The 15,118-nt window shown below is 64.5% G+C and carries 13 protein-coding genes; 10 read left to right on the top strand and 3 right to left on the bottom strand.

Going from position 1 to position 15,118, the window contains the following annotated elements:
- Nucleotides 1–87 precede the first annotated feature (87 nt).
- From ACQY4T_RS22490 to ACQY4T_RS22505, 4 genes are all read left to right on the top strand, one after another.
- Complete coding sequence (locus ACQY4T_RS22490) at nt 88–1,500, top strand: class II 3-deoxy-7-phosphoheptulonate synthase (protein WP_428535229.1); 1,413 nt, start codon at nt 88–90, stop codon at nt 1,498–1,500.
- Between the two features lie 10 nt (nt 1,501–1,510).
- Nucleotides 1,511–2,692 carry a nicotinate phosphoribosyltransferase gene (locus tag ACQY4T_RS22495; RefSeq protein WP_428535231.1) on the top strand — a complete coding sequence of 394 codons (1,182 nt, stop codon included), beginning with the start codon at nt 1,511–1,513 and terminating at the stop codon, nt 2,690–2,692.
- A gap of 70 nt (nt 2,693–2,762) precedes the next feature.
- The gene (locus ACQY4T_RS22500) at nt 2,763–3,791 is read left to right on the top strand and encodes a dipeptidase (RefSeq protein ID WP_428535233.1); all 1,029 of its coding nucleotides are present in this window, start codon (nt 2,763–2,765) and stop codon (nt 3,789–3,791) included.
- Nucleotides 3,791–4,630: an aldo/keto reductase gene (locus ACQY4T_RS22505; RefSeq protein WP_428535235.1), complete on the top strand. Its 840-nt coding sequence runs from the start codon at nt 3,791–3,793 to the stop codon at nt 4,628–4,630. The genes ACQY4T_RS22500 and ACQY4T_RS22505 overlap by 1 nt, the downstream gene beginning before the upstream one ends.
- Nucleotides 4,631–4,634: 4 nt before the next feature.
- Here ACQY4T_RS22505 and ACQY4T_RS22510 read toward each other — a convergent pair whose 3' ends face one another.
- Entirely contained in the window at nt 4,635–5,597 is a 963-nt protein-coding gene (locus ACQY4T_RS22510) for an alpha/beta hydrolase (RefSeq protein ID WP_428535237.1), read from the bottom strand.
- Nucleotides 5,598–5,778: 181 nt separating this feature from the next.
- Between ACQY4T_RS22510 and ACQY4T_RS22515 the strand changes: the two genes are divergently transcribed.
- The 6 genes from ACQY4T_RS22515 (at nt 5,779) to ACQY4T_RS22540 (ending at nt 12,998) form a co-directional block, all read left to right on the top strand.
- Nucleotides 5,779–6,888 carry a TAXI family TRAP transporter solute-binding subunit gene (locus tag ACQY4T_RS22515; protein ID WP_428535239.1) on the top strand — a complete coding sequence of 370 codons (1,110 nt, stop codon included), beginning with the start codon at nt 5,779–5,781 and terminating at the stop codon, nt 6,886–6,888.
- A 76-nt stretch (nt 6,889–6,964) separates the two neighbouring features.
- Nucleotides 6,965–8,176, top strand: coding sequence for an LLM class flavin-dependent oxidoreductase (locus ACQY4T_RS22520; protein ID WP_428535241.1), 1,212 nt, complete (start codon nt 6,965–6,967; stop codon nt 8,174–8,176).
- Nucleotides 8,177–8,318: 142 nt separating this feature from the next.
- Nucleotides 8,319–9,107, top strand: a complete 789-nt coding sequence (locus ACQY4T_RS22525) for a COG4705 family protein (RefSeq protein ID WP_428535243.1) — start codon at nt 8,319–8,321, stop codon at nt 9,105–9,107.
- Nucleotides 9,108–9,318: 211 nt separating this feature from the next.
- On the top strand, nt 9,319–10,626 hold the full coding sequence (locus ACQY4T_RS22530; protein ID WP_428535245.1) for an MFS transporter: 1,308 nt from the start codon (nt 9,319–9,321) through the stop codon (nt 10,624–10,626).
- A 122-nt stretch (nt 10,627–10,748) separates the two neighbouring features.
- Nucleotides 10,749–12,185 (top strand): MmgE/PrpD family protein, encoded by a 1,437-nt coding sequence (locus ACQY4T_RS22535; RefSeq protein WP_428535247.1) that lies wholly within the window; start codon nt 10,749–10,751, stop codon nt 12,183–12,185.
- A gap of 141 nt (nt 12,186–12,326) precedes the next feature.
- Nucleotides 12,327–12,998: a class I SAM-dependent methyltransferase gene (locus ACQY4T_RS22540; protein ID WP_428535249.1), complete on the top strand. Its 672-nt coding sequence runs from the start codon at nt 12,327–12,329 to the stop codon at nt 12,996–12,998.
- Between the two features lie 48 nt (nt 12,999–13,046).
- Here the strand turns inward: ACQY4T_RS22540 and ACQY4T_RS22545 are convergent, their stop codons facing one another.
- Both ACQY4T_RS22545 and ACQY4T_RS22550 read right to left on the bottom strand, forming a co-directional pair.
- Nucleotides 13,047–13,442 carry a hypothetical protein gene (locus ACQY4T_RS22545; RefSeq protein ID WP_428535251.1) on the bottom strand — a complete coding sequence of 132 codons (396 nt, stop codon included), beginning with the start codon at nt 13,440–13,442 and terminating at the stop codon, nt 13,047–13,049.
- Complete coding sequence (locus ACQY4T_RS22550) at nt 13,439–14,620, bottom strand: cytochrome P450 (RefSeq protein WP_428535253.1); 1,182 nt, start codon at nt 14,618–14,620, stop codon at nt 13,439–13,441. The genes ACQY4T_RS22545 and ACQY4T_RS22550 overlap by 4 nt, the downstream gene beginning before the upstream one ends.
- Nucleotides 14,621–15,118: the final 498 nt, after the last annotated feature.

The following is a 15,118-nucleotide window of genomic DNA, read 5'->3' on the forward strand; positions in this document are numbered from 1 at the left end:
ATGGATGGGCCTGGGGACGACCCGTGCTGTCACCGACAGTAGCCTTGGCGCCGATTTCGCGACATAAAGCGATCCAAGGAGACCGTTATGCCGACCAAGCTACCCGCGACAACCGCCGCACAACGCCCATGGAACCCGGATTCCTGGCGGGATTGCCCGATCCGCCAGGTGCCCACCTACCCGGACGTGACCAAGCTGGAGCAAATGGAGGCTCGCTTAGGCAAGTATCCGCCCCTGGTGTTCGCCGGCGAGGCGCGACGGCTGAAGGCGCACCTGGCGCTGGCCGCCGAGGGTCGGGCGTTCGTGCTGCAGGGCGGCGACTGCGCCGAAAGTTTCGGCGACTTCACCGCCAATATCATCCGCGACACCTTTCGTGTGCTGCTGCAGATGGCGGTGGTGCTGACCTTCGGCGCCTCCTTGCCGGTGGTTAAGATCGGCCGCATGGCGGGGCAGTTCGCCAAACCGCGCTCGTCGGACAGCGAAACCCAGAATGGGGTGACGCTGCCCAGCTATCGCGGCGATATCGTCAACGGCCCGGAGTTCTCGGAAGCCGCTCGGATTCCTGACCCGGCACGCATGGAGTTCGGCTACTTCCAGTCCGCCAGCACACTGAACCTGCTGCGGGCGTTTTCGTCCGGCGGTTATGCCGACCTGCACGAGGTGCACCGCTGGAACCTCGATTTCGTCGAGCGCTCGCCGCTGGTGGAGCGATACCAGGACTTGGCGTCGCGGATCGACGAGACACTGTCGTTCATGGCCGCCTGCGGCATGACCAGCACCACCACCCGGGATCTGCGGGAAACCGACTTCTACATCAGCCACGAAGCCCTGTTGCTGCCTTACGAACAGGCGCTTGCTCGGATCGATTCGACAACGAATGACTGGTATGGCTGTTCGGCGCACTTCCTGTGGATCGGCGACCGCACCCGCCAGGTCGACGGCGCCCATGTCGAGTTTCTGCGCGGGCTGCGTAACCCGCTGGGGATCAAGGTCGGGCCGACGCAGGAACCGGAAGATCTGCTGCGGCTGCTGGATATCCTGAACCCGGCTAACGAGGCCGGCCGGATCACGCTGATCAGCCGGATGGGAGCCGACAAGGTGGGCGCCAGGCTGCCGCCGCTGGTGCGCGCGGTCGAACGGTCGGGCCACAAGGTGGTGTGGCTGTGCGATCCGATGCACGGCAATACCGTGACCACGGAACTGATGATGAAGACCCGCAGCTTCGACTCGATCCTGAGCGAGGTTCGCGGCTTCTTCGACATCCACGCCGCCGAAGGCACCTGGGCCGGGGGCGTGCATGTCGAAATGACCGGACACGACGTGACCGAGTGTATTGGCGGTGCGCATCGGCTGTCCGAACTCGACCTCAAGCGGCGCTACGAGACGTTCTGCGATCCGCGGCTGAATGCCGAACAATCGCTGGAGTTGGCCTTCCTGGTGGCGGCGGAATTGAAGCGCCGCCGCCGGCCGCCGGCCGCACCGGCGCTGGCGGCGCAGTGAGCCGGCGCTGATGACGGAGGGGGGTGAGACGGACGGGCGCAGCGGGCGCGGCGAGGACCTGGCGGCCGAGATCGGTACGCGGACCGACAGCTACTTCAATCGCACCCGCCAGATCGTGGCGCGGTTCGGCGACAAGCGGGTCACCTACGCGGTGTTCATGCGGCGACCGGTGATCTGCGCGCCCAGGCTGATGCTGGACTGGCTGAAGCTGGCCGCGGATCTGCGGCGGACCGAGATCGAGATCGATCTGATCCACCAGGAGGGCGACTGGGTAGGCGCCGGCGAGCCGATCGTCTATCTGACCGGCGGGTTGGTGGATCTGTCTGATCTGGAGACGATCCTGCTGCAGAAGGTCGGCCCGGCCTGTGTTGCCGCGCACCATGCCTACCAGATGGCGCTGTCGTTGCCGTCGGTTGCGTTCCTGGCCATGGAGGCGCGGCACTGCGCCGGTGCCGAGATGCAGGACATGATGTCCTATGCCGCCTCGGTCGGCAGTGCGGCGGCCCGGCGGGAAGGCGCCAAAGGCTTTGTCGGGGGCGCCAACGATGCCACTGCGCACTGGTTCGGCGCGACGCGGGGCTTCGGCACCATGCCGCATTCGCTGATCGGCTACGCCGGATCGACGCTGCGCGCCGCCGAGATGTTCCGCGAGACCTTTCCCGGCGAGCCGATGACCGTGCTGGTGGATTATTTCGGCAAGGAGATCAGCGACGCGCTGGCGGTGTGCGCCCGGTTTCCCGAGCTTGCGCTGGAGGGCGGATTGTCGTTCCGGTTGGACACTCATGGCGGGCGGTTCCTGGAAGGGCTCGATCCGGCGGAAAGCTATGCCGTGCTGGAACGCCATGCGCCGGGTGCGATCCGGCGTTACCGCAGCGATGCGGAACTGCGCTTCCTGGTCGGCACGGGGGTGTCGGCGGCGGCGATCTGGCGCATGCGCGAGACTTTGGATCAAGCCGGCTGGGGCGCGGTAAAGATCGTGGCGTCGTCGGGTTTCGGGGTCGAGAAATGCCGCGTGATGGCGGACGCGAGAGCGCCGATCGATGTTGTCGGCACCGGCAGTTTCATTCCGGATTCCTGGCACGAGACCTATGCCACCGCCGACATCGTCGAATACGACGGCGTCCCGATGGTGAAGATCGGCCGCGAGTTCTTACTTAGGCGCAATGGTGCCAGGAAACGGCACGGTGTCTAATCACAGCGGTGATTTCTATTCTCGCCCCGCGCCCCTTCCGTGACGCGCGGTAATCTGTAACCTTGTCCGCATGAACGACGCCATTCAGCCCGACCCTTTCTCGATCCATCGAACCATCGTGACGCTGGATACGCATATCGACATTCCGTGGCCCAGCGGCCCGGACCCGTTCCAGGATGGGCCGCGGAGGGTGGATCTGCCCAAGATGCTCCGCGGCGGGCTGAGTGCCGCCTGCTTCGTGGCCTATGTGCCGCAGATCGGCCGCACGCCGGCATCCGAGGATGCCGCGTTTGCGCGCGCGGTGGCGATGCTGGAACAGATCAATCGCATGGGGCGGGCGGATTCCGCCATCGCGGTGCGGGTCGCCGCCCGGGCGGATTCGATCGTCGCGGCGAAGCGCGACGATGTGCTGGCGATCGTGCCATGCGTCGAGAACGGCTTCGCAGTCGGTGCCGACCTTTCGCGTATCGCCACATTCCGCCGGCTGGGGGCGATCTACATGACGCTGACCCATAACGGCCACAACGCGCTGGCCGATTCCTGCAACCCGCGGCGCGACCTCGGCGACCGCGAGACCGAGCATGGCGGGCTGTCGGCATTGGGGCGGGCGGCGGTGGCGGCGATGAACCGGACGGGGATGCTGGTCGACGTGGCGCACACCTCACGCGACACCATGGTGCAGGCAGCCGAGGCCTCGCGCGCACCGATCGTTTCCACCCATTCCTGCGTCAGCGCGCTGTGCGATCATTCGCGCAACATGACGGACTGGCAGTTGGACGTGATCCGCGACGTGCGCGGGGTGATCCAGATCACCGCGGTCGCGGGGTTCCTGAAGCCGAACGCCAAGCCGGAAGAGGTGACGGTGGCGGATTTTGCCGATCATATCGAGTACGCGGTGAACCGGATCGGGATCGACCATGTGGGGATTTCGTCGGACTTCGACGGCGGCGGCGGGTTCTCCGACTGGCACGACGCCAGCCAGAGCCCCAATATCACCGGCGAATTGCTGCGGCGCGGATTTGATCGCGGAGCGCTTGAGAAACTGTGGGGTGGCAATTTCCTGCGGGTGATGCGGGTGGCGGAAGGATTGGCCGGCTGATGAGAACGGTTGCGTTGCCGGGCGGTGAGACGGTTCCGGCCCTGGGGCAGGGCACCTGGTATATGGGCGAGCGGCGGGGCGACGTGGCGAGGCAGGCCGACGCGTTGCGACTTGGCATCGACCTCGGCATGACGTTGATCGATACCGCCGAGATGTATGCCTCGGGCGGAGCCGAGCACGTGGTGGCGACGGCATCGGCAAGGCTGCGCGACCGGTTGTTCATCGTCAGCAAGGTGCTGCCGCAGAACGCATCGCGCAGCGGCGTCCCGGCGGCGTGCGAGCGCAGTCTGAAGCGGCTTAACACCGATCGGATCGATCTGTATTTGCTGCACTGGCGCGGCGGCCATCCGCTGGCGGAGACGGTGGCGGCGTTCGGGGCGTTGCAGGCGGCCGGCAAAATTCGCTACTGGGGCGTATCCAATCTCGACACCGCGGATATGCGCGCATTGCTGGGTGTGCCTGGGGGCGCCGGCTGTGCGGCGGATCAAGTGCTGTATCATCCGAACAGCCGCGGGATCGAGTTCGATCTGCTGGGTTGGTGCGCGGATCACAAGGTACCCGTGATGGCGTATTCGCCGCTGGGGCACGATGTGCGCCGGTTGTTGGGATCGCCGGCGCTACGCGCGGTGGCGGCGCGCCATGGTGCGACGCCCGCGCAGGTGGCGATCGCCTGGGGGCTGCGCGGCGGCAACGTGATCTCGATCCCGAAGGCGGCGGATGCGGCGCATGTGCGGGAAAATGCCGGCGCCGCGGAGCTCAACCTGATGGCCGAGGACCTGGCGGCGATCGATGCGGCGCATCCGCCGCCGACGCGCAAGGTGGGGCTGGATCTGCTGTAGCCAGCTACCCGGTTACCGAACGCAGGAAGGCCTCTGACCGCGCCAAGGCGTCATCGGCCAACCGGTTGGGAAACAGCGTGAAGCCGTGGGCGCCACCTGGATAGATCGCCAGGTCCGCGGCGTTTGCCGCCGCCACCCAACGCGCGTGCATGAACAGCGTATCGTCGAGCAGCGCATCCTGGGTTCCGACGCTGAACAGGGCCGGGCAAAGTCCCTGCAGATCGGCATATAACGGTGAGATGTCGGCCACCCGCCGATCGGTGGTCGTTGGCAGAAACGCGTTGTAGAACTGCTGCATGTCGATCGTGCGCAGCACCAGCCGCCGATTGCCGAACGCCTTTTGGCTCGGTGTCATGCTCAGATCGAAGGCGCCGTAGACCAGATTCGCGCCGCGGAACCCGGTGTAGCCATAGCGGTCGCGCATCCGCAGCACGGTGACCGCCGACAGGTGGCCGCCGGCCGACTCTCCGCCGATGGTCAGGGTTTCCGTGCCGAATTCGGCTTTGGCGTTGCGCACCAGCCAGGCGGCGGCGGACTCGCAATCATCGGGGCCGGCCGGGTAGGGATGTTCCGGCGCCAGCCGGTATTCGACGCTGACCACGGCCAGGCCGGTGTTGTCGGCGATATGCTCCAGCATCGGGTCTTGCTGGTCAGCCGAACCCAATACCCAGCCGCCGCCGTGGAGGTGCAAATAGACGCCCTTTATCTGGTCGGGTGCGATGATTCGCAGCGGGATCTCGTTGCCGTCCCGCCCGCTGATGACGATGGTCCGCGCCCGAGCCGATTTGATCACCGGCGGGAACGGTCCGCGGCCCTGCCGGCGGGCTTCCCGGGTCTGTTCGGCACCGACGTTCCACCATTCCGGCAGGCCGGTCATCAGGCCGACCAGCGTGTCGTTCAGCTTGGCGGTGTCTTCGGCGATGGCATCCGGTCGGAACAACGCCGGCCGCAATGGGTTTTCGGTCATACACTTCTCCTCGATTTCCACGGACCGAAGCCACATTCCGCAGTATATCGGGTCTTGCCGAATCGGAAAGTCTTGGAGCAGCTTCCGCCGCGCCGGAATGGCAGGGTTGTTGTCGTCCGGCGGGTGTCTCGGTGGGATTACTGATAAATCGTTACTTTGATATTATTGCGGAGTATTATCAATGCCGCGTTTAAGCCCCATTTTCGCTTTGCTGATCGCCGGGCTGACCGTGCCGATTATCGCGGCGTCGGCTCAAGCCGGTGATTCGGTGGCCGACGCGGTGCGCAGGGCCAGCGCACAGAACACCACCATCGGCCTGATTGCCGGGGGCGCCGGCAGCACCGATGCGCGGATCGCCGGCGACATTTCCCAGGTGCTGGACGACGGCGACAAATTGCGCGTGCTACCGATGCTGGGCGAAGGCTCGGTGCAGAACCTCGCCGACCTAATCTACCTCAAGGGTGTCGATGTCGCTATCGTCCATACGGACGTCCTGACAGAGACCATGCAGAGCGGAGCGATTCCACGAGAATCATCGGTGCAATACATCGCCAAGTTGTTCCCCGAGGAGGTTCACGTCCTGGCGCGCACGGATGTGGCCAGTCTGCAGGACTTGAACGGCAGGATGGTGTCGATTGGTGCCCTGGGCAGCGGGACTGAACTAACCACCTCGGCGTTGCTGGATATGGTGCATGTCGCCGCGAACGTCGTGCATGCCTCGGATTCCACGGCGCTGAACCGGCTGCTTCACGGTGAAATCGCCGCGATGATCGTTATCGGCGGCGAACCGGTACCATTGCTGCAGGGAATCGAGCCCGGGGCCGGTTTGCACTTCCTGCCAATCCCGTTGAACGCGCAGATCGTTGACGCCTATCTGCCGACCAGCCTGGACCATCAACGTTATCCCAACCTGGTGCCGCCCGGACCGCCGGTCGACACGGTCGCGGTCGGGTCGGTCCTGGTCACCCTGGCCGCAACCTCCGACACTCAGCGTGCCAAGCGGGTAAACCGTTTTGTGGACGCATTGTTCGATCGGTTCCCGCAATTGCGCCAGGCCGGGTTCCATCCGAAATGGCATGAGGTGAGCCTGTCGGCGCAGGTGCAGGGCTGGACCCGCTATCCCGAAGCTGCCAGCAACCTCAAGCGAGACCAAGGCGACAACGAATTGCGCACGTCGTTCGACAGCTATGTCAGCCAGTCCGGGCAGAAGCCGTCCGGCATGAGCAACGAGCGGCGCGAGGCGCTGTTCCGCGATTTTCTGCGCTGGAAGGAACAGCATAGCGGCCCCTGAGCGCCGCACGTCCGGCGATATCGACTTGGCGCCGCGGTGCGCCTAGGATACCGGCAAGAAGCTGGAGGGACGGTCGATGAAATTCGGAATCTTCTACGAATTGCAGTGCCCGCGACCGTGGGAAACCGACACCGAGCAGAAGCTGTATCAGAACGCCCTGTCGCAGGTCGAACTGGCGGACAGGCTGGGCTATCACTACGCCTGGGAAGTCGAACACCACTTCCTGGAAGAATACTCGCACTCGCCGCAGCCCGAGGTGTTCCTCGCCGCCGCCAGCCAGCGCACCCGCCAGATCCGCCTGGGCCACGGCATCATCCAGTTGACCACGAACCACCCGGCAAGGGTGGCCGAGAAGGTCGCCTGCCTCGACCTGGTCAGCAACGGCCGTGTCGAATTTGGCATGGGCGAAGGCGCCTCGATCACGGAATTGTCCCCATTCGACCGCCAGATGGAAGACAAGCAGGCGGTCTGGGAGGACGGCGTGCGTTGCGTGCTGCCGATGTTCAAGGACGCCGGCTGGGAATATGACGGTCCGTATTTCAAGTTTCCACTGCGCAATGTACTTCCCAAGCCGGTGCAAAAGCCGCATCCGCCGCTCTGGGTGGCCTGTTCTCAACTGGAGACGATCGAATTAGCTGGCCGCTGTGGCATCGGCGCGCTGGGGTTTCAGTTCCTCTCGGCGGAAATGGCGCACGCCTGGGTGCATGCCTATTACAACTCGTTCGTGCTACGCCAGCAGAAGCTGACCGACTACCAGTCCAACTGCAATATCGCCATGGTCAGTTATTTCATGTGCGCCGAGACCGACGAAGAGGCGCGCCGCCGCGCTGATGGCGTAACATTCTTCCAATTCTCGCTGGCCTATTACAGCAATTCGCGCAACCGCGAGCGCGCCGCCCCCGGCACCATCAGCCTGTGGGAGGAATACCTGAAATGGAAGCAAGCCAACCCGGAACTCGCCCACAAGGCGCTGACCGGCGGTCTGATCGGATCGCCGGAAACCATCCGCCGGAAACTGCGTCGTTTCGAGGCATCCCACGTCGACCAGATCATCCTGCTGAACCAGGCCGGCAAGAACAGCCACCCGCATATCTGCGAAAGCCTTGAGATGTTCGCCGCCGAAGTGATGCCCGAATTCACCGCCAAGGAACCCGAGCATCAGGAATGGAAGCGCAAGGTGCTGTCGCGTGAGATCGAACTGGAGGATATCGATACGACCCCGTACAAGGATCGCGCCGGTGTCGGCAAAGGCGTTTCGATCGACAAGCTGACGACCGCGGCGGCGTAAAGCCGGATCGGAAACAACACGCCCTCCTTCCCCGGAAGCTTCGGCCCAGGTGGCCCACAACGGTCTCGTCGACCGCAGCGGCCAAGTCTTGGCGAACCAGACCCGGTTTTCCAATGTCCGACCGCAATGAGGCACGCAGCCAATGGCTGACGATATGCGAACGCTTGGAGAGCGGGCGGTGAGCAAAGTGCCCGAAGTGGTCTTGAGCTTTTGGCTTATCAAAATCGCAGCAACGACTCTCGGCGAGACCGGAGGCGATTGGGTGACGATGTCGCTCAGTCTCGGCTATCTCATCGGCAGCGGAATTTTCATGGTCATCTTCATTGCCCTGGTCTCAGCTCAGGTCAACGCAGGAAATTTTCATCCATTCCTGTATTGGGCGACGATCATCGCGACGACGACGCTTGGCACCACCATCGCCGATTTTGCCGACCGATCAGTCGGTGTCGGCTACCCCGGTGGCGTCGCCATCGTCTCCTGCCTGCTGTTTGCCAGCCTGGCAATCTGGTTTTGGGTCGAAGGTACGATCTCTGTCCAGAGCATCATTTCTCCTCGGGTCGAGTGGTTCTACTGGTGCACCATTCTGTTTTCACAAACGCTCGGTACTGCGCTTGGCGACTGGGTCGCAGGCTCCGACCGCGGTGGACTGGGTCTGGGTTATGAATACGGCGCAGTCATCTTCGGCGTAGGACTGGCAATGATTGCCGCGCTCTACTTTTGGACCAACATCTCCCGCACGCTGCTGTTCTGGGCGGCCTTTATTCTGACGAGGCCGCTCGGCGCGACGCTTGGCGACCTCCTGGACAAGCCGGTCGCGAACGGTGGTCTGCATCTGAGTCGGCTATATGCGTCTCTCATCCTGCTGGCATTCATCGTCATAAGCGTTCTGCTCATACCTCAACGTGCCGCCAGGGGTAATGCGGCAGCTTGACAAACCGACCGCGGCGCAAGCCAGCCATCCCGGCGTCGCCACTCCAGCCTCGCAGATGTGAGTAATGCGCAGCGGTTTTCCTTTGACAGCAGCCTGCCGCAGTCGCATTGCCGCAAGGGCGAAAAATCGCCGAATACGCCCACTACCCGCCGTCCGCTACGCCGCCTATCGCCAACACCCGCGATCCAGACGGGTGAACAGGGAGGCCACCATGGCAAAGCTCGAACGGGCCGCGTGCACGCGCCGCGTACGCAAAATTCAAACGTCCAGTCTGTTACTTATCTTTATTATTTGCATCGTCAACTACATGGATCGCGGCACGCTATCGGTGGCGAATCCGCTGATACGCAACGAACTCGGCTTGTCGATCGCGGAAATGGGCGTGCTGCTGTCGGCTTTCCTGTGGCCCTACGCCTTCACCCTGTTGCTGGCCGGCGCCATCGTCGACCGCGGCAAGCCGCGCCGGGTATTGACGGTCTCGCTCATCGTCTGGTCGCTGGCCCAGGCCGCCGCCGGTTTCATCGCGAACTACGGCCAGTTCCTGGTTGCGCGTGCCCTGCTGGGCATTGGCGAAGCGCCGATGTTTCCCACCGCGGCGCGGGTGGTGAAGGATTGGTATCATGAAAAAGATCAGGCCCTGGGCGTGGGGATCTGGAATGGAGCGCCGTCCCTCGGCACCGCCATCGCCCCTGCCCTGCTGACCCCGGTCATGCTGGTTTTCGGCTGGCGCTGGATGTTCGTGCTGATGGGTGGGCTCGGCTTCATCCTTGCAGCCGTGTGGTACGCGGTTTATCGTGATTTCGATGTCGAAACACTAGAGCCGATGGACCGCAACTACTTATACGATGGTGGTGAGCTTCCCGAGGCGCGCCCAGTCCACGCCGCCGCCTGGGGCAAGCTGTTCAGCTTCCGCACCACCTGGGGCCTCATCCTCGGTTTCTTCGGCAACGTCTATATCGGCTGGCTGTTCATCGCCTGGCTGCCCGGCTATCTGGAAATGCAGCGCCACATGAGCATCCCGAAGACCGGGCTTGTCGCTTCGGTACCGTTCCTGTTTGGCCTGGTCGGCAGCATCGGAGGTGGCTTCCTGGCCGACCGGCTGAACGCACGCGGCATGACCGCGATCGCCAGCCGCAAACTGCTAACCGTGATCGGGATGGTTGCGATGTCCCTGGCGACGTTCGTTGCCGCCGAGACCGCGAGCAACCTGATCGCGGTAGCTTCGATCTCGGTCGCCATCTTCTTCGGCTTCAGTGCTTCGGGCACGTCGTGGTCGCTGGCCAATGCCTGCGCACCGTCCAGCTATGCGGCCTCGCTGGGGGCGATCATGGATTTCGGCGGCTTCATCGGCGGCGCGCTGGCGCCGATGGTTACCGGCTTCGTGGTGCAGATCACCGGGTCGTTTACGCCGGCGCTGCTGGTTGCCGGGGCGATCGGCCTTTGTTCCGCGGCGGCCTATGTTCTGTTCATCCCGGCCGAACCGATTCCCGGCGCGGCGTTGGCCCCAAGCCTGGCCTGACCAGCCCACACTCGCGCCGACGCTCAGGCGCCTTGAACGTCCTGCTCGGCGCGATATGCTTTGATCGATCGCATCGCCCCCGCGTGGGGGCGGCTGCGTGCGATCACCCAAGGGGACCGCGAATGCCCGTGCCAGCCACCCCAGCCACGACCCCGGCAGCGACGACCACGCTGGCCACGACCACGCTGGCAAGACAAATGGCCGAACGCATCCAGGCGCTGCGGTTCGAGGACATCAGTCAATCCGCGCTGGATTGGGCCGCGAGTGCGTTCGTCGACACGGTTGGCGTCACCCTCGCCGGCATCCGCGAAGACGCCGCGCGGATCCTGCTTCGCGTTCCCGGCATCGCCGCCGCACCAGGACCAGCGCTAGTCCTTGGTACCGACCGGCGCACCAGCGTGCTGGATGCGGCCTTGATCAATGGCGTCGCCTCGCATGCGCTCGATTATGACGATGTTGCCGGATCGATGGGCGGCCACCCCTCGGTCATGCTGGTGCCAGCGCTGATCCCGCTGGCCGAGATGGCGGGCGGCAGCGGCCGCGACCTTCTGTTGGCTTACGTCGTGGGCTTCGAAACCGAGTGCCGCATCGCCCGTGGGGTGAATTTCCATCACTACGACAAAGGCTGGCACCCAACCGCCACGCTGGGCATTTTCGGCACCGTCGCCGCGGCGGCCAGCCTGTTGCACCTGTCGATCGACCGGACCGCCACCGCGTTCGGCATGGCGGCGTCCTTCGCTGCCGGACTGAAGGCCAATTTCGGGACCATGACCAAGCCGCTGCACGTTGGGCACGCCATCCGCGACGGAGTGTTCGCCGCTTTGATGGCGAAGGAGGGCTTCACGGCCAACCAGGCCGCATTCGAGCACAAGCAGGGTTTTCTCGACGTGTTCAATGGCCCCGGCAGTTACGACAGCAACCGCATTCTTGACGCATGGTATGACCCGTTCGAATGCGGCGGGGGCGCCGATCCGGGCTTGAAGCCCTATCCCTGCTGCGGCAGCACCCACCCTTCGATCGGCCGGGCGATCGAACTCGCTCAACGCCACGACCTCGACCCCAGGCGCATCGCCGGCATCACTGTCTTGCCGCACGCTCGCCGCCTGCCGCATACCGACAATCCCGATCCGCGCACGCCACTCGCCGCGAAGTTCAGCATCCAGTATTGCGTCGCCCGAGCACTGACGGACCGATCGGTGAAACTGGCGGATTTCGAGGCGGATGCGCCGTTCGATCCCACGGTGCGGCGGCTGATGCAGTGCCTGGAAGCCAAGCCGCACCCCGAAATGGCGCGGGATTGGGGCACCGAGGTGATCGTGCAGACCACTGATGGCGCCCGTTTCGCGTCGCGTCTCGATGATTATCCGAGTCGCGGGCCGGCCGGCGATCCGATGACGCAGTCCGAACTGTGGAGCAAATTCGCCGACTGCGCCGAACGCAGCCTGCCCCGATCCAGCCTGCAAGCGGTGTTCGACAGCCTGATGCGGATCGCCTCGCTGCCGCGCGTGCAGGACCTGACGGCGTTGTTGCAGCCGAGCCCCGGTAGTCGAGCGGCCTGATCGGGACCAGCCTTGGCGAAAGTCCGACGGCGCGGATGTGCCGGCCCGATCCTGGGCGGGACGATGAACGCAACGGATGACATCGGTGGCGCCGGTGCTCTAATACCCGCTTCAGACATTATCACCGGAGCCGATCATAACGTGGCCGAAGCAGCGGGCTCAATACACGCCGAGATCATGCGCCGCATCCACGGCGATGATATCTACGCCGGATTCGTGCCGACCTTCGCCGACGATCGGCAAGGTTGGAACAGCCAGCATCCGGTGTTCGAGCAGATCATCCATGGGCTGCGCCCCAACGTCGTAATCGACGTCGGGACCTGGAAGGGCGCCTCGACCATCTATCTGGCCGGGCTGTTGCAGCGCAACGGGCTGAGCGGCGCGGTCATCGCGGTGGACACTTTCCTGGGCAGCGTGGAACACTGGGACAGGTCCTCGGCCTTTGCCGGGCTGATCCCGCATCGTTTCGGCATGCCGTTGCTGTATGAGCAGTTCTTGAGCAACGTCGTGCGATGCCGCGCCCAGGGCTGGATCGTTCCGCTGGCGATGACCTCGACCGCAGCCGGCGTGCTGCTGGGCCGGGTCGGCATTCGCGCCGGCCTGATCCACATCGACGCGTCGCACGACTATGAGGATGTGTTGCGCGATGCCCGCGCCTATTGGGAGCTGCTGACACCGGGTGGCTTCATGGTCGGTGACGATTACGATGAGCATTGGCCTGGCGTGGTCAAGGCCGCCAACGAGTTCGCCGCCGAGAAGTCGGTGCCGCTGGCGACCAGCGCACCCAAATGGATCATGCAGAAACCCGTTTGAGTCGCCCAATCGCACGCCTCGGTCAAACTGCGGCAAACCGCCGGGCCGTCACGCCGTGGCAGCCAGGGCTTTTGAAACGGGCAGTCTGGAGACGCTCCCGCCGTCCGCGGAACACTGACGCGGCGTTGGTCGTTTTGACCACGCCGGGTTCGGAATTTCATCGCCAGGTTTACGAAACGCGCCGGGCTGGAATCTTGGTGAAGCCGCGGACAGAATAGTCTGGTAGTGGCTGACCCGTTTTAGCTGATCCGGGTTATCCGCGTTGATCCGCGTGCATCTGTGTTTAAGCCGTTGGGCCGGCACAGTATTTTCACGCAGATCAACGCGGATAGGGTCGATACACCCGCTTCCGGTCAGCGGCATCCTGACTTGTTGGCTTTGAACATTTAGGTCCGGGATTACCTTTGAAAGTTCTTGCTGCGTCTCAGGAGCCAGGCCGGTCATCCGGCGGTGATCCGTACTGGCAGGCTCGCCATTCCGCGGAGCGTGTTGTTATATCGCCGTTTCGGTTCGCCGACGATATCGATCGAGGCGACCTTGCGTGCCAGCGCGCCCAGCACCGCTTCGCCCTCCAGCCGCGCCAGCACCGCGCCGACGCAGCCGTGGATGCCGGTGCCGAACCCGACATGCCCGGCGTTGCGCCGCGTGAGGTCGAATTCGTCAGCGCGTTCCCACCTCCTGGGGTCGCGGTTGGCCGCGCCCAGCAGCATCAGCACCTTGCTGCCTTCAGAGATCGTTTCTTCGCCGATACGCACTTCCCGGGTAGTGGTGCGGAAGAATGTCTGGACCGGGCTCTCCAGCCGCACCGCCTCCTCAAATGCCGCCCGAGCCAATGAGGGATCGGCGCGCAACTGCTGGAAGGCGTTCTGGAACCGCGCCAGGCAGTAGATCGCGGCGCCCAGGCCGTTGACCGTGGTATCGACCCCCGCCGTCAGCAACGAACGCACCAGAACCTCTGCCTCGGCGACCGAGATGGCGCCGTCATCAGCCGCGGCATGGATCGCCGCGCCGAACCCCGATGACGACAACGCCTCGCGGCGCGATTGCGCCTGCACCCAGGCCAGCACCGGTGCGGCGTCGACGAGCGCCGCTTCGAACATGGCATTGCGCGGTCCGAAACTGTTGAACACCATGTTCCCGTACGGCAGCAGGAAGCGCCGGTTCTGCGCCGGCATGCCGATCGCGTCGGGAAACACCGTCAGCGGATATGCCTCCGCCAGGTCGGGCACCGCATCGAACGACCCGCGCCGCAGCAGATCGTCGATCAGCGTCTCGGCGGCGGCGACAAATGCCTCCCGCAGGCCGCGCACCGCCGACGGCGACAGCACCTTGTCCATCAGCTTGCGGGTGCGGTCATGCAGCGGCGGGTCGGTCTCCAGCAGCAGGCTGGGCAGCCGCCACGGCTTCTCCTTGGCGAAATCGGACAGCCCGACGCCGCGACCGCTGGCGTAGCTGCCCCAGTCCAGCAGCATGTCGCGCACCTGCTGATAGCGCGCGACGGCGTGGATATCGTGTGCCGGCAGATACACCACCGGCCCGGCATCGCGCATCGCCGCATGCGCCGGATACGGATCGTCGAAGAACGCCTGACAGAACGGGTCGATGTCGAGTGCCGGGATCATCGTGGTCCCCCATCATCGTGATTCCGCACTGGATAACCTGCGTGAACCGGCGCGCGCTGCCAAGTGCCTGCAACGGCTTGCCACCTTGCAACGGCGTCACGGGCTGACCGCAGCAGGCGATGCTCGGCAGCAGCGCAACCTTGGCTGCAGCATCGGTCCATCGTGCGAGGGCGCGATCGGAGCCAATTGCCGGGACAGGATTCGCTCCGGGACCAAGAGCATCCGGCTACAGAGATGAACTTACCGGCCGCGCTGGCCGCGACCGCAACTTACCCACGTCTGGCGGGTTGAGGATTTGAACCAGGCAGGAGAACGGCCATCACCAAGAAAGTGACCACGCGCGAGAGCGACGACACCACCACCAGCAGGGGAACCGTGAAGGGCTCTCACCCTAAGCCCGGCGACGAAATTGCTGAAGGTGGCGTCGCGGCCCCACCCACGGAAGGGCGGGGTGCGCCCAAGGGCTCTGCCTCCAAGGCGTCCGCCGAAGGGGCGATT

The sequence above is a fragment of the Rhodopila sp. genome, from assembly GCF_965277825.1.
Taxonomy (GTDB): Bacteria; Pseudomonadota; Alphaproteobacteria; order Acetobacterales; family Acetobacteraceae; genus Rhodopila.